This window comes from Streptomyces sp. WAC03905 (assembly GCF_057371075.1).
This window is the reverse complement of sequence record NZ_JBXYDZ010000003.1, coordinates 3,422,631-3,447,878: the sequence shown is the minus strand read 5'-3', so window position 1 is coordinate 3,447,878 and position 25,248 is coordinate 3,422,631. Positions and strand designations below refer to the sequence as shown.

Below are 25,248 nucleotides of genomic sequence, written 5' to 3'. Positions count from 1 at the left end.
GACACGCTGAGTGACGTGATTCCTCAACTCGTCGACTTCCAGGTCCAACTGTCCGCGACCACGCGCGCCGCCCGTCTCGCCCGTCTTCTGACGGTCGAGCAACTGCGCGGCTGGGGCCTGCCCCTGGTCGAGCCCGCGCAGGTCGTGGCCGAGCTGGCCGCCAATGCCGTGACCCACGGGCGCGTACCCGGCCGGGACTTCCGGCTGGCCCTCACCGCGACCCCGGAGACGCTGCTGATCGAGGTGACGGACGCGCGCGGCGACCGGGTCCCGCGGATCCGCGACGCGGGGCGCGGGCTGGTCATCGTCGAGGCGCTCGCGGAGCGTTGGGGCGTCAGGGAAGGGCCGTTCCCCGGCAAGGTGGTGTGGGCGGAGGTGTCCCTGACCAGCCTGGTCGCCGGGTCACGGGGGTCCGCGATCCGGCGCGCTTAGACGCATAAAGATCCAAAGAACCGGGAGAAAGAACCAACCCACCCACCAAACCCGGCCCGCGTCGCTCGGTCGGGTGAAAGGTGCCAACTGGGCTGGATTTCGGGTGGGTTGGCGGGCATATGCTCGCCGCGACAACTCCAGACATGAGACGGCCCCCGGTGGGACTGGCATCCCGGCCGAGGGCCTGACCAACAAGGAAGAGAACAGCTTCCCAATGGCTCCCCAGCACCCTAGCGCGCCCTCGCGCGCCGCGTCCCGAGTTCCCTCCGGCACCGCCCGATCCGGTGTCATCCACGTCAACACGCGGCACGCGAGTCACTACACCGTGGTCGGCAACCACCTCCTCCAGCACCGGGAGCTGTCCGCGACGGCGATCGGCGTAGCGGCCTACATCCAGTCGCTGCCAACCGGCGCCCCCGTCGGCATCAAGGCCCTCACCGGCCGTTTCCCGGAGGGAGAGGTGCGGATCGCCTCGGCCCTGCGGGAGCTGGAGCGGCACGGCTACTTGGAGCGGCGGCGCGAGCGGCTGGAGGGCGGGCGGGTGGTGACCCGCACGTACTCGTACAACAAGCCGGGCGGCTCCGACCCGGGCGGACCGCCCCCGAGCCCGCCCCCGCCCCCGCCGGGCGAGCAGCCCGTACCGCAGCCGGAGCCGGAGCCGGCTGCCGAGTCGGAGGCCGCGGAGGCTCCCGAAGCGCAGCCGCTGCACCCCGGCGCTGCCGACCTGCTCGCCGGACTGCGGCGCTACGACCCGCGGCTCCTCCTGGCCGAACGCGACGTACGACGGCTCGCGCCCTCCGTGTCGACCTGGCTGGAACGCGGTGTGGACCCCGAGACCGTCGCGCGGGTCCTGTCGGCGGGCCTGCCCGAGGACATGCGCTGCCCCGCGTCCGTGCTCGCCTACCGCCTCACCGTCCTGCTCCCCATGCACCTGCCGCCCGCTCCGCCGACCCCGGCGGCCCGCCCGCCCGCGCGTCGTCCGGACCCGCTCCAGAACTGCGACGGCTGCGACCGCGCCTTCCGCGCCCCGACCCCGGGCCGCTGCAGAAGCTGCCCGCCCGTCGCCGCGTAGGCCCGCGTAGGCTGCGCCGATGGACGCCTTACCGAACTGCTACGACGGCTTCGCCGAGGCGTACGCGGCGGAGAACGAGACCAGCCTCGTCAACGCCCACTACGAGCGGCCCGCGATGCTGGCGCTCGCCGGGGATGTGAGCGGCCGCCGGATCCTGGACGCCAGCTGCGGCGCGGGCCCGCTGGCCGAGGCACTGCGCGACCGCGGTGCCGTCGTCACCGGCGTGGACGTCAGCGCCGCGATGCTGGCCCTGGCGGGGCGGCGGCTCGGGGAGAGCGTGGAGCTGCACCGCGTCGACCTGCGGGACCGATTGCCTTTCGTAGACGGCCAGTTCGATGACGTGATCGCGTCGCTCGTCCTGCACTACCTGGAGGACTGGGGGCCGACGCTGGCCGAGTTGCGGCGCGTGCTGCGGCCCGGCGGCCGGCTGCTCGTCTCGGTGGACACCCCCTACACCTTCAAGGAACCCCGGCCCGACTACTTCTTGTCCTCCCCTCCTAGTCCTCCAGGAGGTCCAGCTCGGTGTCGGTGAAGTCGTTCGCGCACGCGTCCTCGGTGGCCGTCATCGTGGCCATGTCCAGCACTCCCGATGCGACGTGGCGGGCGTGGAGGGTCCATCCCTGCTTCTTGTACTGGGCCATGAGCATCGTGTCCCTGCCGACCGGGACCTCCTCGACCGGGCGGGACTCCTTCCAGCCGCGTTCCGCGAGTCCGGCGAGGGCGTCGCGGAACCGCTTGCGCACCTCGGCGCCGTCCTGCGCGGAGCCCGGGCCGTCGGCGGCCGACCAGCCGACACTGCAGACCGCCATCCGTGCCACCACCTCTTCCCTGGCCCGCTCCTTGTCGGTCGCAGGCGGGTCGGCAGGGTCGTGCGCGGGTGGGGCCGCGGGTGGGGCCGTGGGTGTCGGGGACAGGGGGGTCGTCTCCCCGGGAAGGCCGGCGGCCTCGGTGGCCGCCGCAATGTCGGCCCGTACGCCCGCCTTGCCGTAGGTCGTCGGCGCCGGGGTGGGGGCGGAGGGTGCGGCGGGTGCCGCCGCGCCCGGCTGCACGGCGCCGCCTCCGCATCCGGTGACGAGTATCGCGCCGACGACGGCCGCTGCGGCCCAGTTGGTTGCGGTCATGGCGGTGCGCATGCGGTGTCTCTTCCTCCGTGGTCGGTCGCAGGAGTCTCGCACGGCATCGCCGCAGTTCGCGGCGCCATGGCGCCCTCCGCCCAACTGGTACCGAGTTGCCTGCCGTTGAGTAGTTGATGATGATGGTGATAGCTTCAATGGCACCATGTTGCTGAGGCTGAACATCGCTGACCACCGCCCCCTGCACGAGCAGGTCGCCGGAGCCGTGCGGCGGGCCATCGCCGAGGGCGAGTGCGGGCCCGGGGACCGGCTGCCGCCCGCCCGGGACCTCGCGCAGGCGCTGGGGGTCAACACCAACACCGTCCTGCGCGGCCTGCGGGCCCTGCGCGACGAAGGGTTGCTGGAGTTCCGGCGCGGACGCGGGGTGACCGTGGCCGGTGGCGCGGACCGCCGCTCCGAGCTGCTGGAGCGCGTACGCGAACTGGTGGCGGACGGGGCCCTCCTGGGCTACGGGAAGGCCGATCTCATCGAGATGATCAGGGGGGTGCCGTGAACGACGGCAGGGGCAGGAGCAGGAGCAGGAGCAGGGCTTGGGGATTAGTGGGCTGGGCGGCCGGGATACCGGTGGTGCTGGTCGCGCTGCCGCTGGCGGCGCGCGGGCGGTTGCCCGAGCCGATGGCCACGCACTGGGGCGGCCCGTCGGGCGTGCCCGACGGAGCCTCCTCGTTCGCCGGCGCGATGGCATTCCCGGTGGCGGTGTGGGCCGTACTGGTCCTCGGGGTCGCCGCGTTCGCGGCCGCCCGCGCCTGGGCCGCGACCGCACTGCTGCCCGGCGGTGCGGCCCTGGCCGGCGCGCAGGCGGTGGTCGTACGTGCCAACCTGGACCAGGAGGACTGGCGCCGGGCGGACCTGCCGGACGCCCGCGTGGTGGCGGCGGTGTGCGCCGCGGTCGCGGCGGCCGCCGTGGCCGGGTGGTTCATCGACCGGCGGGCGGGGGTGCCGGGCGACGGCCGCCCGCCGGCCCGCGGCCCCGTCATGGACCTTCCCGACGGTGAGCGGCTCGTATGGCTCGCGCAGACGTCGAACCCGTGGCTCCGCCTGACCGCCGCCGTGCTGGGGGCCGCCGCGGCCGCCGGTGCGGTCGCCGGGGCGGGCGGGCTGGTGGCCGGACCGGGGGCCGTGCCGGTGTGGTTCGTGGTGCCGCTCGCCTGCGCGGCCCTGGCGGTCCTCGCGTGCTCCTCCGTACGGGCGCGCGTCACGGGAGAGGGCCTGGAGGTCGCCTTCGGCCCGTTCGGATGGCCCGTACGCCGCTGGCCGGCGGCCGCGGTCGAGTCGGCCCGGGTCGAGGAGCGCCGGCCGGCGCAGGTCGGCGGCTGGGGCTACCGGCTGAGCGGACTCGGTACGACGGTGATGCTGCGGGCCGGCGAGTGCCTGGTGGTCCGGGCCGGGGGCAAGGACTTCGCGGTGAGCGTGGACGACGCGGCGCGGGGAGCGGCCCTCCTCAATTCTTTCGCGCGGTGCGGTGGCGGCGGTGGCGGAGTGGAGCGTCGGTGAAGAACGGCTCCCGGGGCTGGTCGGGCGGGGTGACCCCTCCGTAAATTACCGGCGGTAACACTCGTGTGAGCCGAGGAGTGTGCGCCGTGGAAGCGGAGCCGAAGCTGGTGGAGCCCGTCCGGACGGTCGTCGACGGAGTGGTGCGCGAGGTACGGGTGCCCGCACTGGCCGCGGTTCCCGCGCACGGCTCCCTCGGGGACATCCCCTTCGAGAACGCCGCCCAGGCCCCGCAGGAGGCCGTACTCGCCCGCAAGACGGCCGACGGGACCTGGCGTGACGTCACGGCCGCCGAGTTCGCGGCCGAGGTCCTCGCCGTCGCCAAAGGCCTGATCGCCGAGGGGCTGCGCGAGGGCGACCGGCTCGCCATCATGGCCCGCACGACCTACGAGTGGACCCTGCTCGACTTCGCCGGATGGGCCGCGGGCCTGGTCACCGTACCGATCTACCCCACCTCCTCCGCCCTCCAGGCACGCTGGATCATCCAGGACTCCGGCGCCGTGGCCTGCGCCGTCGAGGACACCGCGCAAGCCCGCATCATCAGCTCCGAACGGGCCAACCTGCCCTGGATGACCCACCTCTGGGAGTTCGACACGGGCGCGATCGGCCGTCTGGTGAAGGCGGGGGAGCGCATTCCCGACGCCCTCGTCCACGCGCGGCGCGCCAAACGGACCCCGGACTCCGTCGCCACCCTCATCTACACCTCCGGCACCACCGGGCAGCCCAAGGGCTGCGTCATCACCCACGCCAACTTCTTCGCCGAGGTGGACAACTCCATCGAGCTGCTCCACCCCGTCTTCAAGTCGGCCAGCAAGGACCCCGCCTCGACCCTGCTGTTCCTGCCGCTCAGCCACGTCTTCGGCCGGATGGTCGCGGTCGGCTGCCTGCGGGCCCGCGTCAAGCTCGGCCACGCGCCCAGCATCAGTACCGAGGACCTCCTCGCCGACCTCGCCGGCTTCCGCCCGACCTTCCTGCTCGCCATCCCCTACGTGCTGGAAAAGGTCTACAACACCGCCCGCGCCACCGCCGAGAAGATGGGCCGCGCCTCCTCCTTCGACCGGGCCGCCCGCATCGCCCGCCGCATCGGCGAGAGCGTCGAGGGCAAGGCGCCCGGGCCGGTCCTGCGCGCCGCGCGGGCCCTGTACGACCCGCTCGTCTACCGGCGGATCCGGGCCGCGCTCGGCGGGCGCGTCCGCTACGTCCTGAGCGGCGGATCACCGCTGGGGCGCCGGCTCGCCGCCTTCTACACCGGCGCCGGCATCGAGGTCTTCGAGGGCTACGGGCTCACGGAGACCACCGGGGCCAGCACCGTCACCCCGCCGCAGCGCCCGCGCCTGGGCACGGTGGGCTGGCCGCTGCCCGGTACGGCGGTACGCATCGCACCCGACGGGGAGGTGCTGCTGGGCGGGCGGCACGTCTTCGCGGGCTACTGGAACAGCGGGCAGGCGCTCCCGTACGGCAGCTGGCTGGCCACCGGTGACATCGGCGAGCTCGACGCGGACGGGTACCTCACCATCACCGGCCGCAAGAAGGACCTGATCATCACCTCCGGCGGCAAGAACGTGGCCCCCGCGCCGCTGGAGGACTGGCTGCGGGCCCACCCGCTGGTCGGGCAGTGCATGGTCGTCGGCGACAACCGGCCGTACATCGCCGCGCTGATCACCCTGGAGCCGGACGGGCTGTGGCACTGGCGCCAGATGCGGAAGAAGCAGAACGTGCCGATGCGGGAGCTCGTCCGGGACGAGGAGCTGCTCGCCGACCTGCAGCGGGCCGTCGACGAGGCGAACCAGCTGGTGTCGCGGGCCGAGTCGATCCGCCGGTTCGCCGTCCTGCCGGGCGACTTCACCGAGGCGCGCGGCCACCTGACCCCGTCGCTGAAACTGCGGCGGGGCGCGATCGCCCGCGACTACGCCGACCGCATCGACGAGCTGTACCGAGGACCGCGCGAGGGCTGAGGCCACCCCTGGGTGTCGGCCGCCTGCGGTGCCAGTCGTCCGTTGGTCGATAATCCGCGACGGATCGACTTTGGCTAGGCTGGCCGCCATGACAGCCATGGCACCCACCCGCACCGAACCGGACCTGTCCTTCCTGCTGGACCACACCAGTCATGTGCTCCGCACCCGGATGGCCGCGCGGCTCGCCGAGATCGGGCTCACCCCGCGCATGCACTGCGTACTCGTCCACGCGCTGGAGGAGGAACGCACCCAGGCGCAGCTCGCCGAGATCGGGGACATGGACAAGACCACGATGGTGGTCACGGTCGACGCGCTGGAGAAGGCCGGCCTGGCGGAGCGCCGGCCGTCGAGCACCGACCGGCGGGCGCGGATCATCGCCGTGACGGAGGCGGGGGCGAAGGTCGCCGAGAAGAGCCAGGAGATCGTCGACGGCGTGCACTCGGGAGCCCTGGACTCCCTGCCGGCGGACGAGCGGGAGGTACTGCTCCGCGCGCTGGGCCGGCTGGTCACGGGACATCTGCAGACGCCGGTCGAGGGGCCGCGGCCGGCGCGGAGGGCGCGCCAGAAGGGGTGAGGTGACGGGACGGGGGCAGTGGACCCACATCTCAATCCGTAGAAGATAGTCTGCAACAAAACTATCTGCTACGGTCTCTCCTGTTGGCTCCCGACGACAGGAGAGACCGCCGTGTCCACCACCTCCGCACCAGCAGCCGCACCGGACGTGACCGCACCGGAACCCGGGGCGCCGCACGCGACCGCACCCGACGGGACTGCGACCGCACCGCGCGCCCCGCACGCGCACGGCGCCCGCCGGCTGCGACTCGCGCTCGGCGTGCTGGCGACCGGGATGCTGATGACCGTCCTCGACGGCAGCATCGTCACCGTCGCCATGCCGGCCATCCAGAGCGACCTCGGCTTCACCCCGGCCGGGCTGAGCTGGGTCGTCAACGCCTACCTCATCGCCTTCGGCTCGCTGCTCCTGCTCGCCGGCCGCCTCGGCGACCTGATCGGCCGGAAGCGGATGTTCCTCGCGGGCACCGGACTCTTCACCGCCGCCTCGCTGCTGGCCGGCGCCGCCGCCTCCCCCGGGGTCCTGATCGCCGCCCGCTTCCTCCAGGGCGTCGGCAGTGCGATGGCCTCCGCCGTCAGCCTGGGCATCCTCGTCACGCTCTTCACCGAGCCGCGTGAACGGGCCAGGGCCATCGCGGTCTTCAGCTTCACCGGCGCGGCCGGCGCCTCGATCGGCCAGGTCCTCGGCGGCGTCCTCACCGACGCGCTGACCTGGAACTGGATCTTCCTCATCAACCTGCCCATCGGCATCGCGACCCTCCTCGTCGCCTTCCGGGCCCTCCCCGCCGACCGCGGCCTCGGCCTCAAGGCCGGCGCGGACACCCCCGGCGCGCTGCTCGTCACCTCCGGCCTGATGCTCGGGATCTACACCGTCGTCAAGATCGACCAGTACGGGGCGGCCTCGGCCCGCACACTCGGCCTCGGGGGCCTCTCCCTCGCCCTGCTCGCCGGCTTCCTCGTCCGCCAGACCACCGCGCGCACCCCGCTGATGCCGTTGCGGATCTTCCGCTCCCGCAGCGTGACCGGCGCCAACCTCGTCCAGATGCTGATGGTCGCCGCCCTCTTCTCCTTCCAGATCCTCGTCGCGCTCTACCTGCAGAACGTGCTCGGCTACGGGGCCGGCGCGACCGGGCTCGCGATGCTCCCGGCCGCCGCCGTCATCGGTCTGGTCTCCCTCACCGTCTCGGCCCGCCTCAACGCCCGCTTCGGCGAACGCAGGGTCCTGCTGGCCGGACTCGTCCTGCTGATCGGCGTACTCGGCCTGCTGATCCGGGTACCCGGCAGTGCCGAACAGGCGAACTACCTCACCGACCTGCTGCCCGTCATGCTCCTCGCCGCCGGCTTCGGCCTCGCCCTGCCCGCCCTGACCTCCCTGGGCATGTCCGGCGCGGAGGCGGAGGACGCGGGCCTTGCCTCCGGCCTCTTCAACACCACCCAGCAGATCGGCATGGCCCTCGGTGTCGCGGCCCTGTCCACCCTGGCCGCCTCCCGCACCGAGTCCCTCACCGCGGCGGGACGCCCCGCGGCCGAGGCCCTGACCGGCGGCTACCACCTGGCCTTCGCGGTCGGCGCGGGCCTCCTCGTCACCGCCCTCGCCGTGGCCGCCACCGTCCTGCGCCGCCCGGCCCGGTCCCTCGCCCCCTGACGCGCCGGCGGGACCGGCCCGTAGGAGGGGCGGTCCCGCCGACGCGTCAGGCGACCCTTCCGGTGGACGCGGGCGCGCCCCGGGAAGCGGGTCGCATGGGGACGAGCGTGCCGGTGGCGGCGCGCTCCCTGGCGTCTCCGATCAGGCCGGGCGCCACCCGCAGGGCTCCCACGGCGATGGCGGCCTTGAGCAGGGCGAGGCGGTGGATGCTGGTCATGACGTACTCCGTGGGGGTGAGGGCGGTGGCGTCCGGCCGGCCCGTGGCGGGTGGCCGAACCTGGTACGACCATTGCGCCCCACCGCCCCCACCCCGTCACGCCACGGCAAGTCGTGCCTTGACACCCACCCCACGACCCGCCTCCGCCGAGCGGGGGCGCCGGGGAGCGGGACCCACTGGACCGGCATCGGAGATGTCCTGGGGTTTCCCGTCAGTCCCATCGTCTTCCGCGTCGGGCCGGCCCCTCAAGGGCGCTCCCTACGGTCGCGTCGCTACGCGATGGCCTTCGGCCACCCTTGACCGCCCGTCCCGCCACGGAAAGTCGAGGACTGTCGGGAAGCCCCCAGAAGAACGGGCCGGGCGTTCCGTTCCAGGGACGGGCAGGTCACAGATGCGGACCGGTGGTTGGGGTGCGCCCCACATCGCTACGCGCTCCTCGAAGACGGCGTCCGCAGACCCCGAGGGCTGGGCATAAGCCGCCATCGATCGCTACGCGCTCCTCGAAGACGGCGCCTGCGAGCCCCGTGGGCTGGACATAGGCCGCGGCCCGTCGTGCACGCGTCTGCGATCCGTCCGGGGCTGGGGCGAGGGTCAGGGGTCGAAGTCGTACTCGAGTACGTAGGAGGCGGAGTCCAAGGTCATTTCGTTGATCTCGACGGCACGTCCACTTTCGGTGAAGGCGGTGCGGATGATCTGGATGACGGGTGTGCCCATGGAGAGTGCGAGCCGCTCGGCCTCGTCGGCCGAGGGCATCCGAGAGCGGATTTCCTCGCGGAAATGAACGGGCGCATGCCCCAGTTCTGCCAATCGGGCGTACGCCCCACCGGGGCCGGTGTCGGTCTGCGTGATGGGGGATTCGCCGACGACGTCCGACGGCAGGTACGACGTCGCGAACAACACGGGCTTGCCGTCCAGGACGAAGCGCCGGTTGCGAACCCACACCTGAGCGGCCGCCGGAAGGCCGAGCGCGGTGGAGATACGGTCGTCCGCCTGTACCTCGTTCACTGCGATGCGATCGACGACCAGCTCTCGGTCTCCGGCGTCGTCGGACCATACGGACCGCCCCGCGCCCCACTGTTCGTGGGCCAGGCGTTTGATACCTCGCCGTCGCAGGGGCTTGAAGGCTCGTACGAATACGCCCGCACCCTTGCGTGCCTCGGCGATGCCCTCGTTCTGCAGCACGCCGAGCGCCTGACGTGCGGTCATGCGCGCGACCTCGTAGGTGGCCATGAGGTCGTTCTCGCCCGGCAGCCGATCTCCCGGGCCGTACTCACCCGCCTGAATAGCCGTCCTCAGCGCATCAGCGATCCGCTGGTACTTCGGCTGACGGGCGCTGCCCTGGCTGGTCATGAACCGATCACTCCTTTCCTCTCTAGACACCCTAGGGCCATGGGTATCCACCCGCACGCACCGCGATCGAGCTAGATCTCTAGAGATCTCTTGACTTCGGGCGGTCGAATCCGCTGTAGTTGACACATCTCTAGAGAGATGGAAGGTGTGTGTGAATCCGACGTGGGTAATCCGCCCACAGGTGTAGAGGTCGTCGAGCCCAGTGCGGATCTTCTGGACCGGGCGCTGGTCGGTTGGGGAGCTCTTCCTTGAGTCCTGGCAGGAGGCGTTCGATGGGTGAGTGATACGAGTGCGTGCCGCACCGGCTCCTGGGGCGCCGCGTACGCGACATCGCCTCCGGTGTTGAGGGTGAGCTGATGGCCGTGATCAATGAAAACGTCTCGGACGCCAGCGTCGAGCGCTGGGTGGAGCTCGCCTACGTTCGGGGCGCATCCGGACGCGAGTTCACGACTTCGGCCAACAACATCGTGCCTGCCCCAAGCGGAGAAAAGGCTGAGGTGATATCAATCCACCTGTGCAGGGGTGGCCGCCTGAGAAGGCCGTCGATCTGACCTGATTGCCCCTGTCTGTACCGGCGGATGGGATCCCATCATCGCCTTGTCCGGGGTTGGCCTCGGCTGGGCCGATGGATTGCCTTCCCTCCCGCCGATTTCGCCCTCCCGGCCACGAACAAGCGCCGGACGCCGTCCGTGGGGAGAAGGGGAACGCTTTCTGCGGCTTCTGTCCAGCCCCGGACGGACCGCAGACGCGTGAGGGAGAAGCATGCGCGACAGATGGCGGCTTATGCCCAGCCGCAGGGACTCGCTGACGCCGTCGTCGAGGAGCGCGTAGCGATTGGTGGCGGCTTATGACCAGCCCAAGGGGCTCGCGGACGCCGTCTGGCAGGAGCGCGTAGCGATCTGAGGCGCACCCCGACCACCGGCTCGCGTCGCTGAGGTGCCCGTCCCTGGAGCGGGACGCCCGGCCCGTTCTTCTGGGGGCTTCCCGACAGTCCTCGACTTTCCGTGGCGGGGCGGGCGGTCAAGGGTGGCCGAAGGCCATCACGCAGTGACGCGACCGCAGGGAGCGCCCTTGAGGGGCCGGCCCGACACGGAAGACGATGGGACTGACGGGAAACCCCAGGACAGCTCTGATGCCGGCCGAGTGGATCCCGCCCTCCCGAAGCCCCCGCCGCGCCGTGGTTGGCCCCCCTCGTAGCTCCCGCCCCCCGTAGCTCCCGCCCCCCGTAGCCCCCGCCCCCCGTAGTCCCCGCCCCCTCGTAGCCCCCGCCCCCCGCCCCGTGCGTTATCGCGGGCGTCCCGTGGGTATCGCCTGCACGGGAGAGGGGGCGTCGTGCGCGCTGTTGTGCGGGGGTTGGGGCGGGGCGTGGCCGGGGCCGGGGTCGTGGGGACGCTCGCGGTGGCCGGGTGGCTGCTGTGGGTGCTGCCCGGGCCGCAGCTGGGGGCCGTGCTCGGCTTCGGGCCCGTCGACGGGGTCGTCTCGGTCAGCCGGTGCTACGAGGCCGCCGACGCCGAGGGCTATACGACCGGTACGGACTGCACGGGCTGGTACACGCCCCGCCGGCCCGGGGAGGCGGCGCGCGAGATCGTGCTCGACACCGCCGCCGAAGAGTACCGGCGGGGCGCCAGGGTGGAGGTGCGGACGGCGAGGGGCAGGGCGTACGAGCTGTCGGGGACCGCCGTGTTCAACTTCGGCTCGGCCACCGGCCTGCTGCTCGTGCCGTTCCTGGCCCTCGCCGCCTGGCTGTTCGCCTGCGCGCGCAGCGGCGAAATCGCCGACGGTGACGGCTACTTCCTGCTGTCCCTGGTCGGCCTGTTCGCCGCCGTCGTGCTGGCGGCGGCGGCCGGGCTCCTGGTCGGGATCGCGACCGCCGTCTTCTGACCCCGTCAGGCCGCCGGGCGGTAGGTGCACACGTGCACGCCCGCGGGGCTGATGGCCGTTGAGGCGAGTTCCAGCGTGTGCAGGCCGCCGTCCTCCGGGAAGATCGACTTACCGCCGCCGAGCAGCACCGGCATGATCATGAGCCGGAGTTCGTCGACGAGGCCCTCGCCCAGCAGGGTGCGTACGAGGGTCGGGCTGCCCATGACGACCAGGTCGCCGCCCTGGCCGTCGCGCAGCTCGCGGATACGGGCGACGGCCTCGGAGCCGTCGATGCGCGTGGTGTTGGTCCAGGTCAGTTCGTCGTCGCCCAGGGTTCGCGAGACCACGTACTTCGGGACGCTGTTCATCCGGTCCGCGAAGGGGTCGCCGGCCCGCTCGGGCCAGGCCGCTGCCATGTTCTGCCAGGTGCGGCGTCCGAAGAGCAGCGCGTCCGCCTTCTCCAGGGCCTCGGTGAAGGAGCCGCCGACGACCTCCGGGTCGAAGAAGGGGTGCGACCAGCCGCCGTGCGCGAAGCCGCCGTCGTTGTCCTCGCCCTGGCCGCCCGGGGCCTGTACGACGCCGTCGAGGCTGATGAATTCGGTGATGACGATGCGCATGAGTGCGTTCCTCTTCCGTCCGGGTCGGTCCGTACGCAACTGAGACCGCCGGGCGCCGCGGAATGTATCGGTCGCCGCGACTCTCCTTGCGTGATCTGGGTCACATCGCCGTGCGTGCTGCGCGAGGGCGTGAGGAACCCGCCCGAGATCCGCAGATGTGTTCGGCCATTCGAACGGGCGGGATCTGGCTGGAAATAGGTTGTCATCAGGCCATTTCGGACGGAGAGTTGACAGCGTTGTCCGTTCTGTCGTCAGACCCCGCCAAACGCAAGACGAATGGTGCGCCACATCTGCCGGGCGCACGGCGAGTCGGGTCGGAATACCTGATAGACAGTGGATATTCGCGGTCGCTCCGGCCGTATACCTCTGAACGGCTCCTTGGGGGGATTGCCGCACTGTGAAGCCGCTTCACCGCCACCTCGTCAACACCTCGCGCAAGGTCCTGTGCACGGCCGCGCTCGCGGCCAGCCTGACCACTGCCGCGGTCGTGTCCACACCCTCGACCGCGGATGCGGGAGAGTCCGAACCGACCCCGGACAGTCCGCAGGCCACCGATCGCGGTGACGCCCGGCTGGACCTGCCGGACATCGTCGCCGACCCGCCGCCCGCCGCAGGCACGGGCACGGGCGCGCAGGAGGGCACGAGCGGGATACCCGCGACCGCCCTCGACGCCTACAACCGTGCCGAGGTGGCCGTGGCGGCCGCGCTCCCCAACTGCAAGCTGCCCTGGCAGCTGCTCGCGGGCATCGGCCGGGTCGAGTCCGTCCACGCCTCCGGCTACGGCCTCAAGGCCGACGGCTACACCGAGAAGCCGATCCGCGGCCCGCGCCTCGACGGCAACGGCTTCGCCGAGATCCGCGACACCGACCGGGGCGAGTGGGACGCGGACGTGGTCTACGACCGTGCCGTCGGCCCCATGCAGTTCATTCCGTCGACCTGGCGCACCTGGGGCGCCGACGGCAACGGCGACGCCAAGCGCGACCCGAACAACATCTACGACGCGGCGCTGGGCGCCGGCCTCTACCTCTGTGCGGGCGACCGGGACCTGTCGGTGGCCGCCGAGCTGGACAGGGCGATCCTCAGCTACAACGCCTCCCGCGAGTACGTGAACACCGTGCTCGGCTACATGAAGCAGTACCAGCAGGGCGCCACCGAGGTGGCCAACCCGCCCGTCGGGAACTACCCGCCGGCGCAGCCGGGCACCCTGCCCACGCCGCGCCCGCAGAACCCGATCACGCCGACGCCGACCCCCAAGCCGACGCCGTCGACCACCCCCAAGCCGACCCCCACCCCGACGCCCACCCCCACCCCGACCCCGACTCCGACTCCGGAGAAGCCGGCCCCGCACCTGCAGGACCTGACGGTCCTCGACGGCCCGGGCCTCACCGCCGAGACGGGAGCGGCCTTCACCACCGTCCCGCGGGTCAAGCTGCTCCTCAGCGACGGCAAGCCCGCCGCGGGCCGGGAAGTGATCTTCGCGGTCGAGGAGGACGCCACCGGCACCCCCGGCACCCTCTTCGGGACGTCGAAGTCCCTGGTGGTCAAGACGGGCGCCGACGGCACCGCCGCCGCGCCGGGCCTGAAGGCAGGCGCCACGGCGGGTACCTTCACCCTGCGTGTCTCGGCCTACGACACCACGAGCCGCCTCACCGCCGGCTTCACGGGCAAGGTCACGGCTCCGGTCGCCGACCTGCTCGCCCGCCCGGACGGCTCGAAGCCGCTCGCGGCGGTCGCCGGCAAGAGCGTCAAGGGCATCGAGGTCCGGGCCACGGCCAAGGGCAAGGCCGTCGCGGTGTCCGGTGTCGTCGCCGGCTTCGGCCAGGAGAAGGACGGAAAGTGGGTGCCGGCCGACCCGGCGACCGCGAAGGGCCCGTACTTCAAGGACGCGAGCGGCAAGAAGGTCTTCGGCCTCAACCTGCCGGACACCGCCGCCGACGGCCGGATCGTCCTGCCGGAGCTGTTCACGGACGAGGACCTCGCCCCGGGCACCTACCAGCTCCGCCTGGTCACCCCGGACGGCGTGACCCTGATCCTCGACATCGAGATCACGGCCCCGGTCCCGGCCGCCACCCCGAAGTAACCCGCTCCACCCGCTCCACCCGCTCCACCCGCAATACGCCTCTGGGCCCGCACCGTGCACACGGTGCGGGCCCAGAGGCGTTTCACGTCCCCCGCCGGAGAGGAGGAAAAGGCAGGAGCCCCGCCGCTCTGCTCGCGCAGAGGGGACAGGGCTCCTTGGGTACTGCTTTTCCAACCCGCGATGAGGTTGGCCCTGGCGACTAGGCCGGGGTGACGTTCTCCGCCTGCGGGCCCTTCGGACCCTGCGTGACGTCGAAGTTGACCTGCTGGTTCTCCTCGAGGGAGCGGAAGCCAGAGGCGTTGATCGCGGAGTAGTGGACGAAGACATCCGGGCCGCCGCCGTCCTGGGCGATGAAGCCGAAGCCCTTTTCAGCGTTGAACCACTTCACGGTTCCGGTAGCCATGAGCCCTCCTATGGGCCAAAGGGTCGCCCTGCTCCAGAACCTGCTAAGAAGTCTGAAAACTACAAAAGCCTGCGGGTCACATTCTCCGCAGGCCTCGTACTGCAAGGGAAACCAAACTGCAACTTGCGGCGAGCCTAGCACGCACCATGCGGCCGAGACCAGAGGGAAAGATCACGTCACCCGGACGTTTGAGACCCGCCTCAAGGCTGACGCAGACCGTAGGACTAGTCTCGCGATGTGGACGTCTACCGCAGCCGGCCCCGCGTCGGCCACATTCAGTTCCTGAACTGCCTGCCCCTCTACTGGGGGCTCGCCAGAACCGGCACGCTGCTGGACCTGGAGCTGACCAAGGACACCCCCGAGAAGCTCAGCCAGAGGCTGGTCGACGGGGAGCTGGACATCGCCCCGATCACCCTCGTCGAATTCCTCCGCAACGCCGACCGGCTCGTCGCCTTCCCCGATCTCGCGGTCGGCTGCGACGGCCCCGTGATGTCGTGCGTGATCGTCTCGCAGGTCCCGCTGGAGCAGCTCGACGGGGCCCGCGTCGCCCTCGGCTCGACCTCCCGTACGTCCGTACGCCTGGCCCAGCTACTGCTCAGCGAGCAGTACGGGGTACGGCCCGACTACTACACCTGCCCGCCCGACCTGGGCCTGATGATGCAGGAGGCCGACGCCGCCGTACTGATCGGCGACGCCGCCCTGCGGGCTTCGCTCCACGACGCGCCGCGGCTGGGCCTGACCGTCCACGACCTGGGGCACATGTGGAAGGAGTGGACCGGGCTGCCGTTCGTGTTCGCCGTCTGGGCCGCCCGCAAGGACTACCTGGCCCAGGAGCCCGCCGTCGTGCAGAAGGTCCACGAGGCCTTCCTCGCCTCCCGTGACCTCTCCCTCGAAGAGGTCACCAAGGTCGCCGAGCAGGCGGCCCGCTGGGAGGCCTTCGACGCCGAGCTGCTGGAACGGTACTTCACGACGCTCGACTTCCGCTTCGGGCCCGACCAGCTCGCCGGCGTACGGGAATTCGCCCGCCGGACCGGACCGACGACGGGGTATCCCGCGGATGTGTCCGTGGAGCTGCTGAGCGCGGTGGTCCAGGAGTGCTGACCGGGTTTACCGCCGGGTAGACCTTAAGTGCCCGGCAGGTGAATGCCCGGTTTCCCGGGAATTCCCGCCCTTTCCGCATTTCTCCGCCGGGCGCGGGGAAATGCAAAAGGGTGACGGCGCGCCCCCGCCCACTAGGCTGCTGCTCGCCCGGTGCCACAAGGCGCCCGGGATCACGGGGAATTGGGGGGGCGCGATGCAACCGCTGGAAGCCGGTGAGCCGCGGACCATCGGCGCGTACCGGTTGCTCGGCCGGCTCGGCGCGGGTGGCATGGGCCGGGTCTACCTGGGCCGCAGCGCGGGCGGCCGGACCGTCGCGGTCAAGATCGTGCACCCGCACTTCGCCTCCGACGAGGAGTTCCGGGCCCGGTTCCGCCGTGAGGTCGAGGCGGCCCGGCGGGTCGGCGGCGAGTGGACCGCACCGGTCCTGGACGCGGACCCCGAGGCCGCGGTCCCGTGGGTGGCCACCGGTTACGTCGCGGGCCCCTCCCTGGACCGCGCGCTCGCGGCGCACGGGCCGCTCCCCGAGGCGTCGGTACGGGCCGTCGGCGCCGGCCTGGCCCGGGCCCTGGTGGCCGTGCACGGGCTGGGCCTGGTCCACCGGGACGTGAAGCCCTCGAACGTGATGCTGACCCTCGACGGGCCGCGGCTGATCGACTTCGGGATCGCGAGGGCCACCGACGGCACCGCCTCGCTCACCTCCACCGGTGTCTCCATCGGCTCGCCCGGTTACATGTCGCCGGAGCAGATCCTCGGCAAGGGGATCACCGGAGCCGCCGACGTGTTCTCGCTCGGCGCCGTCCTGGCCTTCGCGGCGACCGGCCGGCCGCCCTTCACCGGGGACAACAGCGCCACCCTCCTCTACAAGGTGGTCCACGAGCCGCCCGAGCTCGGCGAACTCCCGGCCGGGGAGCTGCGCGACCTGATCGCGGCCTGTCTGGCCAAGGCGGCCGCCGACCGGCCCGCCCCCGAGGCGGTCGCCGCCGCCCTCGCCGGGGCGCTCGGCGCCCCCGGCTGGCTCCCGGCGCCCCTGGTCGAGGAGGCCAGCCGGGCCGCGGTGGCCCTGCTGGACCTGGACGCCGGACCGGCCGAGCCCGCCGGGGGCGGAGCGGACGCCCGGCCGACTCCCGCCGGAGCCGGAGTCCCGGAGGCCGCCTCGGGCCCGGTCCCGTTCACCGCCGGGTCGTACGGCCCGGCCGGCGGGGGCTTCGGGGCGCCGGACCCCTCGTACGGGAGCGGAGCCCCGTACGGCAGCACGGGGCCGTACGACAGCACGGGCCCGTACGGCAGCCGTGGCGCGGGCTCCCCGTACGCCGCCCGGGCTGCGGCAGGCCCCTACGGCGCTCCGCCCGAGACCGCGGGCGGGACCCCGCATGCCGGCGGCGCGGCGCCGCCGCCGCGGACCGCGCCCGACGGGCGGCAGGTCACCGTGCGCGCCGCGGGGCGCCGGTTCAGCTGCACCGTCGTCCTGGCCGCGGCGGCGGTCCTCGCGGTGCTGTCCGGCGGGGTCTACTTCCTGGACCTGCTGCCCGGGCAGGGGGGCGGCCAGCGGGACCTGGCCGACTCCGGGGCCCGGCCCTCCGTCTCCTCGCCCGCGCCGGGCGCGTCGGCCCCCTCGGCCACCGCCGGCGGCGGGAGCTCCGCGGCACCGTCCGGGGGCCGTACCGACGTCCCCAAGGAGTTGATCGGCACCTGGAAGGGCACGGTCACCACCGCCCGCGCCGGACTCTCCACCGCATTCGAGATCACCATCAAGGCCGGCAAGGTCGGTGAGGTCGTCGGCCGGGACAAGTCGGTCCTGCCGCTCTTCGGGACCGACTGCAGCGGGGACTGGCGGCTGGCCTCCGCCACCGACCGCTCCCTCGTCCTGGACACCTCCGCCGGCCCCAACCCGGCCCCGGGCGTGTGCTCCAACGGCTCCACCGACGAGCGCTTCACCCTCAACCCCAACGGAACGCTCCACTACAAGTCGGGTGACGCCCCGGCCGGGAACCCCGAAGGAGACCTCACCCGCAGCCCCTGAAAACCGCCGCCGGGGGCTGGCGTAGGCTGGATCGGTCCGGACCTTGACACAGACACACCGCCGAAAGGTGACTCCCGGTGACCGACCAGGCCGTTCTCCAGTCTGTCCTCGACCGCGCCGCAGCGGGGGGCCGGATCACCAAGGAAGAGGCGCTCGACCTCTACCGCCACGCGCCGCTGCACGCGCTCGGCCAGGCGGCCGACGCGGTGCGCCGCCGCCGCTACGCCGGTACCGAGCACATCGCGACGTACATCATCGAGCGGAACATCAACTACACGAACGTGTGCGTCACGGCGTGCAAGTTCTGCGCCTTCTACGCGGCCCCCAAGGACACGAAGAAGGGCTGGTCCCGCGACCTCGACGACATCCTGCGCCGCTGCGCGGAGACCGTCGAGCTCGGCGGCACCCAGATCATGTTCCAGGGCGGGCACCACCCGGACTACGGCGTCGAGTACTACGAGCACCACTTCTCCGCCATCAAGAAGGACTTCCCGCAGCTGGTCATCCACTCCCTCGGCGCGTCCGAGGTCGAGCACATGGCCCGCATCTCGGGCGTCACGGCGCAGGAGGCCATCCGGCGCATCCACGCGGCCGGTCTGGACTCCTTCGCGGGCGCCGGCGCCGAGCTGCTGCCGGCCCGTCCGCGCAAGGCGATCGCCCCGCTGAAGGAGTCCGGCGAGCGCTGGCTGGAGATCATGGAGATCGCCCACGAGCTGGGCGTGGAGTCCACCTCCACCATGCTGATGGGCACCGGCGAGACCAACGCCGAGCGCATCGAGCACATCGCGATGATCCGGGACACGCAGGACCGCACGGGCGGCTTCCGCGCCTTCATCCCATACACGTACCAGCCCGAGAACAACCACCTCAAGGGCCGCACCCAGGCGACGATCTTCGAGTACCTGCGCATGATCGCGATCGCGCGCCTGTTCCTCGACAACATCGCCCACATCCAGGGCTCCTGGCTGACCGTCGGCAAGGAGGCGGGCCAGCTCTCGCTGCACTACGGCGCGGACGACCTCGGCTCGATCATGCTGGAGGAGAACGTCGTCTCCTCGGCCGGCGCCAGGCACCGCTCCAACCGCCAGGAGATCATCGACCTGATCCGCAAGGCGGGCCGCACGCCGGCGCAGCGCGCGACGACGTACGAGCACCTGCTGGTGCACGACGACCCGGCGAACGACCCGGCCGACGACCGCGTCGTCTCGCACATCTCCTCCACCGCCATCGAGGGCGGCACGGCGCACCCCGAGCTGAAGCTCATCTCCGCGAACTGACGCGTCCGACACGATGCTGACGCTGCACGCCGCCGAACTCCTCGTGACCGGACCGGGGTCCGCCCCGCTGGAGGGCGGCGCGGTCCTCGTCGACGGGGACCGGATCGCCCACGTGGGCCGGTACGAGCAACTCGGCGCGGCCCACTCGCACGCCCGGGTCCGCCGCTGGCCCGGGGTGCTCACCCCGGGGCTGCTGGTGCGCGGGGCGGACGAGCTGCTGGAGCGGACGTACTACCCGGACGACCCGTACGAGGTCACGGAGCTCGGCGCCGACCCGATCAGCGGACCGGAGGCGCTGGAGGCCCTGAAGCTGACCGAGCCGCGGTGGGGCAACAGTGCCCGGCGCGGCACGCAGCGGCTGCTGGCCCGCGGGGTGGTGGCGGTGTGCGGGCGCTTCACGGTGCCGGCGGTGCGCACGGCGGTGTCCCGCTCGGGGCTGACGATCCTGCCGCCCGCGCCCAGTGGGGGGCGGCCGGCCCTGGATCCCTTCGCGGGCCGGGAGTCGGCGGCGGAGGCCTTCCACGGGGTGCTGGAGCCGGGCGCCGCGGCGCGCTTCGCGGTGTTCGCGGTGGCGGACGAGGCCGAGCTGCTGGAGCGGGGCGCGACCACGTGCGTGGCCACGGTCATCGGGGGACGGCTGCTCCACCGCCGTCGCTGAGTCCGGCGGCGCTCCCTGCGGGGCGCGCGTCCCCGGGGCGCCGGCCGTCGGCCGGTCCGCCGTCAGAGGGTCTGCCGTCCGCGGGTCTGCCGTCGGAGGGTCTGCCGCAGGCGGGTGCGACGACTGCGGGTCCGTCGACCGCGGGGCGGATGTCGGCCGTGCGGCCGCCCTCGCGGGCGAGCGCGGCCAGCAGGCAGGCCTGGAGACGGCTGATCCCGCCCAGCTTGGCCCGTATGTTCACGACGTGGAACTTGACGGTGCTGACGGACAGTTGGAGTTCCACGGCGAGTTCCCGGTTGGAGGCGCCGGTGGCCAGGCACAGGAACACCGCGGACTCCTGCTCGGTCAGCAGCGCCTCCGTCGCCGGATCCTCGCGCGACCCCGGCGGCGCCGGCGGCCCGCCCGGTTCCTCGTACGAGGGGAACCACGTGGGGACGCTGAAGCTGACGACGCGCACGGTTCCCACTCCTCGATGCCCCCCGGGCGGCCCTCCGGCGGCCGCCCTCCGCCCTAGAGGACGGACGGACCGGACAGGTAGGTTCCCTGCGCGTCGAACGGCCAGGCGTTGGACTTGCATCCGCCCAGGCCCTTGATCTGCTGCATCATCGCCGGTGCGGGCTTTCCGGGGCCCGGGCAGCCCTCGTGGCCCCGGCCGAGCTCGTGCCCGACCTCGTGGTTGACGATCAGCGCCCGGTACTCCTCCACGGAGCCGCTGAACTGCGGCGAACCCTCCTTCCAGCGCTTGAGGTTCACCACCACGGTGTGACCGACCCGGCAGTTGGTCTCGCCGATGAGTTCCGGGGTGACCACGTCGCAGAGGAGGTCGGTGGTCCCGGGCGTCGCGATCTTGACGGTGAAGTCCACCGGCTGGCCGGCTCCCACGAGCTGGAAGCCGTACTGCGGGTCCCTGGTCCAGCCGCGCGGGTCCCCGAGGATCGCCTCGACCGAGCGGGCGGCCGCCTCGGGGTCGACCCCGCTGCCGTCCTCGACCTCCAGTCGCCAGCGCCGGGTCGTCCCCTTGCCCTGCGCGCCGCCGGAGGCGGACGATCCGGCGAAGGTGCCGGGCTTGCCCGGCGTCGCGGGGGCGCCGGTGGAGGCCGAGGGCGAGCCCGCGGGCCGCTGCGAAGGGGCGGCGGTGGACGGTGAGGGTTCGGGGGACTTCGCCCCGCCCTGCGGGAGCGGGTTGCCCGCTGCGTCGGTGCCCTCCCCGGCCGGTGCGTCGGGCCGGGCGGCGGTGCCGCCCTTGGCCGCCGTGGTGGTGTCGTCCTCGGGCAGCAACGCGTACGCGGTCGCCGAGACGGCGACCAGTGCGGCCGAGCCGAGGAGGATCGTGCGCCGCAGCCGCCTGCGCCGTTCGGCCCGGCGCCTGGCGCGCGGCCCGTCACGGCGGGAACGACCGGTGGAATGGCCTGCCGGCATCGTGAAGCTTCCTGTTCGCGGCGGCCACTGCCGGACCCGCCCACGGTTCGCGGTTCTGGTCCGGTGGGTGACCCTCACCGGGCCGCACCCTGGCAGTCAACGCGCATGCGGCGTAGCAGCGTAACTGTCCTTCGGAACAGTTCTACGGTCGGGTACGGAGCCGCCACGGCGCGCTGCGGCGGAGCCCGCGCCGTGCGGGCCGGCGCGGCCTGAGAGGATGGGGCCGTACCCGCCGATCCGCATCGCAACACGAGGGGCGAACGCCAGTGACAAGGGCCTCCCTGGACAAGCAGCCGCACGAAGTCGCCTCCATGTTCGACAGGGTCGCGGCGAACTACGACCTGACCAACGACGTCCTCTCCCTCGGTCAGGACCGGGTGTGGCGCAAGGAGGTCGCCAAGGCGGTCGGAGCGCGTCCCGGGCAGAGGGTCCTCGATCTGGCCGCCGGCACGGCGACGTCCTCGCTGCCCTTCGCCGCGACCGGTGCGTACGTCGTTCCGTGCGACTTCTCCCTCGGCATGCTCATGGAGGGCAAGAAGCGGAACTCCTGGCTCCCGCTGACCGCCGGCGACGCGACGAAGCTGCCGTTCAAGGACGACGTCTTCGACACGGTGACGATCTCCTTCGGCCTGCGCAACGTCCAGGACACCGACGCGGCCCTGCGTGAGCTGTACCGGGTGACCAAGCCCGGCGGGCAGGTCGTGATCTGCGAGTTCTCGCAGCCCACCTGGGCGCCCTTCCGGACCGTCTACACCGAGTACCTGATGCGCGCGCTGCCGCCCGTCGCCCGCGCGGTGTCCTCCAACCCCGACGCGTACGTCTACCTCGCCGAGTCCATCCGGGAGTGGCCCGACCAGCCGGCGCTGGCCGGCCTGCTGCAGAAGGCCGGCTGGTCCAAGGTCGCCTGGCGCAACCTGAGCGGCGGCATCGTCGCGCTGCACAGAGGCACCAAGGCCTGACCACCGTGCCCGACGCCCTGCTGCCCGACGCCGGGCCCCTGGACTACAAGCCCCTGCTGGAGCGGATCGCCGCCGACGTCGCCCCGCTGCTGGGCAGCGGCACACCCGCCGAGTACATTCCGGCGCTGGCGGCCGTGGACCCGAGGCAGTTCGGGATGGCCGTCGCCGACCTCGACGGCAACGTCTTCGGGGTGGGGGACTGGCGGGTGCCCTTCTCCGCCCAGTCGATCACCAAGGTCTTCGCCCTCGCCCTGGCGCTGGCCGGGGGCGGCGACAGCCTGTGGGAGCGGGTCGGCCGGGAGCCCTCGGGCAACCCGTTCAACTCGCTCGTACAGCTGGAGTACGAAAACGGCATTCCGCGCAATCCATTCATCAATGCGGGCGCCCTCGTGGTCACCGACCGCCTCCAGACCCTGACGGGCGACGCGAGCAGCGAAGTGCTGGAGTTCCTGCGGCAGGAGAGCCAGAACCCGGACATAGCCTTCGACGCCGAGGTCGCCGCCTCCGAGCAGGAGCACGGCGACCGCAATGCCGCCGTCGCCCACTTCATGGCCTCGTACGGGAACATCGACAACCCGGTGCCCGCGCTGCTGGAGCACTACTTCTGGCAGTGCTCCATCGAGATGACCTGCGCCGACCTGGCGCGCGCCGGGCGCTTCCTGGCCCGGCACGGGCTGCGCGCGGACGGTTCGCGGCTGCTGACGCGCAGCGAGGCCAAGCAGGTCAACGCCGTGATGATGACCTGCGGGACGTACGACGCGGCCGGCGAGTTCGCCTACCGGGTGGGGCTGCCCGGCAAGAGCGGGGTGGGCGGCGGGATCGTCGCCGTCGTCCCCGGGCGGTGCACGCTCGCCGTGTGGAGCCCGGGGCTGGACGCCCGGGGCAACTCGGTGGCGGGCGTGGCGGCGCTGGACCGCTTCACGACGCTGACGGGCCTGTCCGTCTTCTGACGCCCCGGTGCGGTCGGGGCCCGGCGCACGGCCGGCGGGCGGGCCGGACCGGGACTCCCCGGCACCGGCCCGGCGCGCGCCGCCCTGGCCGTCAGCGGTGCCGCGGCACGGCGCGCAGGTCCAGTTCGTAGCGGCGGGCCGGGTTCCCGCCCGGCGTGGTGAACTCCTCGGCCAGGGTCATGCCCAGCCGTTCCGCCACCGCCACCGAGCGGGCGTTGCCCGCGTGGATCATCGCCACCACCCGCGGGACGCCGGCCTCACGGACCCGCTCCAGCGTGGCCAGCGCCGCGGCGTACGCGTAGCCGCGGCCCCAGGCCGCCCGCCCGAGCCGCCAGCCGATCTCGATCTCACCGACGGGCCCCCAGGCCTTGTCCGACGGCCACGGCTGCGCTCCCGTGAAGCCGATGACCTCGCCGTCGCCGTCCAGCAGCGTCCACAGGCAGAGGCCGAGCTGTGCGTCGTGCATCCGCTGGCGCGCGGTGAACTCCTCGTACTCCGACAACTCGGCGGGGCCACCGAGGAATTCCATGACGTCGGCGTCGTTGAAGACGCCGTGCCAGGCGTGGGCGTCCTCGTCGGTGGGCACGCGCAGCCCTACCGCCGGGAGCGGGGGCCGGGTCGGCGAAGTCGTCATCGGGGCAGCCCTTCGGATCGCGATCTCTCTCGCTGCATAGACTGCACATGTCCGGTGCCGCCTGGCACCCTATATCGAGCCTTCGGGAGACCCCGCAGTGACCGAGCTCCTCTCCGAACACTCCGCGGACGTGATCGTCGTCGGGGCCGGGCCCGCCGGCTCGACCACCGCCTACTACCTCGCCAAGGCCGGATTGGACGTCCTGCTGCTGGAGAAGACGGCGTTCCCGCGCGAGAAGGTCTGCGGCGACGGGCTGACCCCGCGCGCCACCAAGCAGCTGGTGGCGATGGGCATCGACATCTCCGAAGAGGCCGGCTGGCTCCGCAACAAGGGCCTGCGGATCATCGGCGGCGGACAGCGGCTCCAGCTGGACTGGCCGGAACTCGCCTCCTACCCGGAGTACGGGCTCGTCCGCAAGCGCGACGACTTCGACGAGATCCTCGCCCGCCAGGCACAGAAGGCCGGCGCCCGGCTCTACGAGCGCTGCAACGTCGGCGAGCCCGTCCGCGACGCCCGCACCGGCCGCATCACGGGCGTGCAGGCCAAGCTGGGCGAGGAGAAGACCCCGGTCACCTTCCACGCCCCGCTGGTCGTCGCAGCCGACGGCAACTCCTCGCGGCTGTCCCTGGCGATGGGCCTGCACCGGCGCGAGGACCGCCCGATGGGCGTCGCGGTGCGCACGTACTTCACCTCGCCGCGGCACGACGACGACTACCTGGAGTCCTGGCTGGAGCTGTGGGACCGGCGCGGTCCGCAGGACCGGCTGCTGCCCGGCTACGGCTGGATCTTCGGCATGGGCGACGGCACGTCCAACGTCGGCCTCGGCATCCTCAACTCCTCCTCCGCCTTCAAGGAGCTGGACTGGCGCGAGGTCCTCAAGGCCTGGTGCGCGTCGATGCCGGAGGACTGGGGCTACACGCCGGAGAACATGACGCAGCCGATCCGCGGCGCGGCCCTGCCGATGGCCTTCAACCGGCAGCCGCACTACACCAAGGGCCTGCTGCTGGTCGGTGACGCGGGCGGCCTCGTCAACCCGTTCAACGGCGAGGGCATCGCCTACGCGATGGAGTCCGGCCAGATCGCGGCCGACGTCATCGTGCAGGCGCAGGCCCGCTCCACCCCGGCGCAGCGCGAGCTGGCGCTGCACAACTACCCGAAGGTGCTCAAGGAGACCTACGGCGGCTACTACACGCTGGGCCGTGCCTTCGTGAAGCTGATCGGCAACCCGAAGGTCATGAAGGTCGCCACGCAGCGCGGCCTGACCCACCCGCTGCTGATGAAGTTCACGCTGAAGATGCTGGCCAACCTGACCGACCCGGCGGGCGGCGACGCGATGGACCGCATCATCAACGGCCTCTCGAAGGTGGCCCCCAAGGCCTGACGGCCCGGCGCGCGCCCCAGGGAG

At 72.3% G+C, this 25,248-nt stretch carries 25 protein-coding genes and 1 pseudogene; 18 read left to right on the top strand and 8 right to left on the bottom strand.

Features of this window, described 5'->3' with window-relative positions; genetic code table 11:
• The first annotated feature begins 15 nt into the window (after positions 1-15).
• From AC2RP6_RS17960 to AC2RP6_RS17950, 3 genes and pseudogenes are all read left to right on the top strand, one after another.
• Entirely contained in the window at positions 16-432 is a 417-nt protein-coding gene (locus tag AC2RP6_RS17960; RefSeq protein WP_486447105.1) for an ATP-binding protein, read from the top strand.
• A 325-nt stretch (positions 433-757) separates the two neighbouring features.
• The gene (locus AC2RP6_RS17955) at positions 758-1,504 is read left to right on the top strand and encodes a helix-turn-helix domain-containing protein (RefSeq protein ID WP_486447104.1); all 747 of its coding nucleotides are present in this window, start codon (positions 758-760) and stop codon (positions 1,502-1,504) included.
• Positions 1,505-1,523: 19 nt separating this feature from the next.
• Positions 1,524-1,997, top strand: a pseudogene (locus tag AC2RP6_RS17950) (class I SAM-dependent methyltransferase); the annotation flags it as partial.
• Positions 1,998-2,001: 4 nt separating this feature from the next.
• Here the strand turns inward: AC2RP6_RS17950 and AC2RP6_RS17945 are convergent.
• On the bottom strand, positions 2,002-2,625 hold the full coding sequence (locus AC2RP6_RS17945) for a hypothetical protein (RefSeq protein ID WP_486447103.1): 624 nt from the start codon (positions 2,623-2,625) through the stop codon (positions 2,002-2,004).
• Positions 2,626-2,782: 157 nt separating this feature from the next.
• On the opposite strand from AC2RP6_RS17945, the gene AC2RP6_RS17940 reads away from it, so the two are divergent.
• From AC2RP6_RS17940 to AC2RP6_RS17920, 5 genes are all read left to right on the top strand, one after another.
• Positions 2,783-3,130 carry a GntR family transcriptional regulator gene (locus AC2RP6_RS17940; RefSeq protein WP_486447102.1) on the top strand — a complete coding sequence of 116 codons (348 nt, stop codon included), beginning with the start codon at positions 2,783-2,785 and terminating at the stop codon, positions 3,128-3,130.
• Between the two features lie 47 nt (positions 3,131-3,177).
• Complete coding sequence (locus AC2RP6_RS17935) at positions 3,178-4,131, top strand: DUF1648 domain-containing protein (protein ID WP_486447101.1); 954 nt, start codon at positions 3,178-3,180, stop codon at positions 4,129-4,131.
• A 77-nt stretch (positions 4,132-4,208) separates the two neighbouring features.
• Positions 4,209-6,083: an AMP-dependent synthetase/ligase gene (locus tag AC2RP6_RS17930; protein WP_486450366.1), complete on the top strand. Its 1,875-nt coding sequence runs from the start codon at positions 4,209-4,211 to the stop codon at positions 6,081-6,083.
• A gap of 88 nt (positions 6,084-6,171) precedes the next feature.
• Entirely contained in the window at positions 6,172-6,657 is a 486-nt protein-coding gene (locus tag AC2RP6_RS17925; protein ID WP_486447100.1) for a MarR family winged helix-turn-helix transcriptional regulator, read from the top strand.
• Between the two features lie 273 nt (positions 6,658-6,930).
• Positions 6,931-8,298, top strand: a complete 1,368-nt coding sequence (locus AC2RP6_RS17920; RefSeq protein ID WP_486450365.1) for an MFS transporter — start codon at positions 6,931-6,933, stop codon at positions 8,296-8,298.
• Positions 8,299-8,344: 46 nt separating this feature from the next.
• Here AC2RP6_RS17920 and AC2RP6_RS17915 read toward each other — a convergent pair whose 3' ends face one another.
• Positions 8,345-8,515, bottom strand: a complete 171-nt coding sequence (locus tag AC2RP6_RS17915) for a hypothetical protein (protein WP_486447099.1) — start codon at positions 8,513-8,515, stop codon at positions 8,345-8,347.
• 591 nt (positions 8,516-9,106) lie between these two features.
• Positions 9,107-9,865 carry a GntR family transcriptional regulator gene (locus tag AC2RP6_RS17910; RefSeq protein WP_486447098.1) on the bottom strand — a complete coding sequence of 253 codons (759 nt, stop codon included), beginning with the start codon at positions 9,863-9,865 and terminating at the stop codon, positions 9,107-9,109.
• Positions 9,866-10,158: 293 nt separating this feature from the next.
• Here AC2RP6_RS17910 and AC2RP6_RS17905 point away from each other — a divergent pair, with 293 nt between their 5' ends.
• Positions 10,159-10,416, top strand: coding sequence for a hypothetical protein (locus tag AC2RP6_RS17905; protein WP_486447097.1), 258 nt, complete (start codon positions 10,159-10,161; stop codon positions 10,414-10,416).
• Positions 10,417-11,197: 781 nt separating this feature from the next.
• Positions 11,198-11,746: a hypothetical protein gene (locus tag AC2RP6_RS17900; protein ID WP_486447096.1), complete on the top strand. Its 549-nt coding sequence runs from the start codon at positions 11,198-11,200 to the stop codon at positions 11,744-11,746.
• Positions 11,747-11,751: 5 nt separating this feature from the next.
• On the opposite strand, the gene AC2RP6_RS17895 is transcribed toward AC2RP6_RS17900, so the two are convergent.
• Positions 11,752-12,342 (bottom strand): dihydrofolate reductase family protein, encoded by a 591-nt coding sequence (locus AC2RP6_RS17895; RefSeq protein WP_486447095.1) that lies wholly within the window; start codon positions 12,340-12,342, stop codon positions 11,752-11,754.
• Positions 12,343-12,739: 397 nt separating this feature from the next.
• Between AC2RP6_RS17895 and AC2RP6_RS17890 the strand changes: the two genes are divergently transcribed.
• Positions 12,740-14,422: a lytic transglycosylase domain-containing protein gene (locus AC2RP6_RS17890; protein ID WP_486447094.1), complete on the top strand. Its 1,683-nt coding sequence runs from the start codon at positions 12,740-12,742 to the stop codon at positions 14,420-14,422.
• A gap of 199 nt (positions 14,423-14,621) precedes the next feature.
• Here the strand turns inward: AC2RP6_RS17890 and AC2RP6_RS17885 are convergent, their stop codons facing one another.
• Positions 14,622-14,825, bottom strand: a complete 204-nt coding sequence (locus tag AC2RP6_RS17885; RefSeq protein ID WP_007265804.1) for a cold-shock protein — start codon at positions 14,823-14,825, stop codon at positions 14,622-14,624.
• 237 nt (positions 14,826-15,062) lie between these two features.
• Here AC2RP6_RS17885 and AC2RP6_RS17880 point away from each other — a divergent pair, with 237 nt between their 5' ends.
• From AC2RP6_RS17880 to AC2RP6_RS17865, 4 genes are all read left to right on the top strand, one after another.
• The gene (locus tag AC2RP6_RS17880) at positions 15,063-15,926 is read left to right on the top strand and encodes a menaquinone biosynthetic enzyme MqnA/MqnD family protein (protein ID WP_030653407.1); all 864 of its coding nucleotides are present in this window, start codon (positions 15,063-15,065) and stop codon (positions 15,924-15,926) included.
• Positions 15,927-16,119: 193 nt separating this feature from the next.
• The gene (locus tag AC2RP6_RS17875) at positions 16,120-17,946 is read left to right on the top strand and encodes a protein kinase domain-containing protein (RefSeq protein WP_486447093.1); all 1,827 of its coding nucleotides are present in this window, start codon (positions 16,120-16,122) and stop codon (positions 17,944-17,946) included.
• A gap of 77 nt (positions 17,947-18,023) precedes the next feature.
• A complete protein-coding gene (mqnC, locus tag AC2RP6_RS17870; RefSeq protein WP_486447092.1) occupies positions 18,024-19,223 on the top strand; it encodes a cyclic dehypoxanthinyl futalosine synthase in 1,200 nt (399 codons plus the stop codon).
• 13 nt (positions 19,224-19,236) lie between these two features.
• The gene (locus tag AC2RP6_RS17865; protein WP_486447091.1) at positions 19,237-19,881 is read left to right on the top strand and encodes an imidazolonepropionase-like domain-containing protein; all 645 of its coding nucleotides are present in this window, start codon (positions 19,237-19,239) and stop codon (positions 19,879-19,881) included.
• Here AC2RP6_RS17865 and AC2RP6_RS17860 read toward each other — a convergent pair.
• Both AC2RP6_RS17860 and AC2RP6_RS17855 read right to left on the bottom strand, forming a co-directional pair.
• A complete protein-coding gene (locus AC2RP6_RS17860) occupies positions 19,847-20,338 on the bottom strand; it encodes a response regulator transcription factor (RefSeq protein WP_486447090.1) in 492 nt (163 codons plus the stop codon). The genes AC2RP6_RS17865 and AC2RP6_RS17860 overlap by 35 nt on opposite strands.
• Before the next feature lie 53 nt (positions 20,339-20,391).
• Positions 20,392-21,300: a DUF3152 domain-containing protein gene (locus AC2RP6_RS17855; RefSeq protein WP_486447089.1), complete on the bottom strand. Its 909-nt coding sequence runs from the start codon at positions 21,298-21,300 to the stop codon at positions 20,392-20,394.
• 266 nt (positions 21,301-21,566) lie between these two features.
• Here AC2RP6_RS17855 and AC2RP6_RS17850 point away from each other — a divergent pair, with 266 nt between their 5' ends.
• Both AC2RP6_RS17850 and AC2RP6_RS17845 read left to right on the top strand, forming a co-directional pair.
• On the top strand, positions 21,567-22,259 hold the full coding sequence (locus AC2RP6_RS17850) for a demethylmenaquinone methyltransferase (RefSeq protein WP_486447088.1): 693 nt from the start codon (positions 21,567-21,569) through the stop codon (positions 22,257-22,259).
• 38 nt (positions 22,260-22,297) lie between these two features.
• Positions 22,298-23,209 (top strand): glutaminase, encoded by a 912-nt coding sequence (locus AC2RP6_RS17845; protein ID WP_486450364.1) that lies wholly within the window; start codon positions 22,298-22,300, stop codon positions 23,207-23,209.
• 91 nt (positions 23,210-23,300) lie between these two features.
• Here the strand turns inward: AC2RP6_RS17845 and AC2RP6_RS17840 are convergent, their stop codons facing one another.
• Positions 23,301-23,843, bottom strand: coding sequence for a GNAT family N-acetyltransferase (locus tag AC2RP6_RS17840; protein WP_486447087.1), 543 nt, complete (start codon positions 23,841-23,843; stop codon positions 23,301-23,303).
• 97 nt (positions 23,844-23,940) lie between these two features.
• Between AC2RP6_RS17840 and AC2RP6_RS17835 the strand changes: the two genes are divergently transcribed.
• Positions 23,941-25,224, top strand: a complete 1,284-nt coding sequence (locus AC2RP6_RS17835; protein ID WP_030653424.1) for a geranylgeranyl reductase family protein — start codon at positions 23,941-23,943, stop codon at positions 25,222-25,224.
• Positions 25,225-25,248 lie beyond the last annotated feature (24 nt).

Coding starts and splice junctions, on each gene's coding strand:
- AC2RP6_RS17945 (WP_486447103.1), bottom strand. CDS start 2,625: ATGACCGCAACCAACTGGGCCGCAGCGGCCGTCGTCGGCGCGATACTC.
- AC2RP6_RS17940 (WP_486447102.1), top strand. CDS start 2,783: ATGTTGCTGAGGCTGAACATCGCTGACCACCGCCCCCTGCACGAGCAG.
- AC2RP6_RS17925 (WP_486447100.1), top strand. CDS start 6,172: ATGACAGCCATGGCACCCACCCGCACCGAACCGGACCTGTCCTTCCTG.
- AC2RP6_RS17920 (WP_486450365.1), top strand. CDS start 6,931: ATGCTGATGACCGTCCTCGACGGCAGCATCGTCACCGTCGCCATGCCG.
- AC2RP6_RS17915 (WP_486447099.1), bottom strand. CDS start 8,515: ATGACCAGCATCCACCGCCTCGCCCTGCTCAAGGCCGCCATCGCCGTG.
- AC2RP6_RS17910 (WP_486447098.1), bottom strand. CDS start 9,865: ATGACCAGCCAGGGCAGCGCCCGTCAGCCGAAGTACCAGCGGATCGCT.
- AC2RP6_RS17895 (WP_486447095.1), bottom strand. CDS start 12,342: ATGCGCATCGTCATCACCGAATTCATCAGCCTCGACGGCGTCGTACAG.
- AC2RP6_RS17885 (WP_007265804.1), bottom strand. CDS start 14,825: ATGGCTACCGGAACCGTGAAGTGGTTCAACGCTGAAAAGGGCTTCGGC.
- AC2RP6_RS17875 (WP_486447093.1), top strand. CDS start 16,120: ATGCAACCGCTGGAAGCCGGTGAGCCGCGGACCATCGGCGCGTACCGG.
- AC2RP6_RS17865 (WP_486447091.1), top strand. CDS start 19,237: ATGCTGACGCTGCACGCCGCCGAACTCCTCGTGACCGGACCGGGGTCC.
- AC2RP6_RS17855 (WP_486447089.1), bottom strand. CDS start 21,300: ATGCCGGCAGGCCATTCCACCGGTCGTTCCCGCCGTGACGGGCCGCGC.
- AC2RP6_RS17840 (WP_486447087.1), bottom strand. CDS start 23,843: ATGACGACTTCGCCGACCCGGCCCCCGCTCCCGGCGGTAGGGCTGCGC.